At 36.0% G+C, this 247-nt stretch carries 1 protein-coding gene; it reads right to left on the bottom strand.

The window, feature by feature from the left end:
• The coding region (locus RYX56_RS26105) for a response regulator (RefSeq protein ID WP_369293573.1) at positions 1–160 on the bottom strand (160 nt) is incomplete at its 3' end.
• Between the last annotated feature and the right edge of the window lie 87 nt (positions 161–247).

Here is a 247-nt window from a genome sequence, read left to right as displayed (position 1 = left end):
CCATCAACACCACATCTACCTGTTCATTTTTTACAAATTCGATGGCATCAAATCCGTTGGTAAGTGTAGTTACTGCATATCCTTTCTGTTCCAAAAATAATTTCTGTGACTGAAGGCTTTCGATCTCATCGTCGACCCATAAAATGTTGGCTAATGGCATATCCTATTTTGACTGATTACATGAAATCAACCCTAGAGGTTGTATTCACCTGTTAAAATAAAGAAATAAATACGGTTTGTGTAACAG

The organism is Alkalihalophilus lindianensis (assembly GCF_032843265.1).
Classification (GTDB): Bacteria; Bacillota; Bacilli; order Bacillales; family Bacillaceae_D; genus Alkalihalophilus; species Alkalihalophilus lindianensis.
Note: the sequence above shows the minus strand (reverse complement) of the source record. Positions and strands in the feature narration are given on the sequence as shown.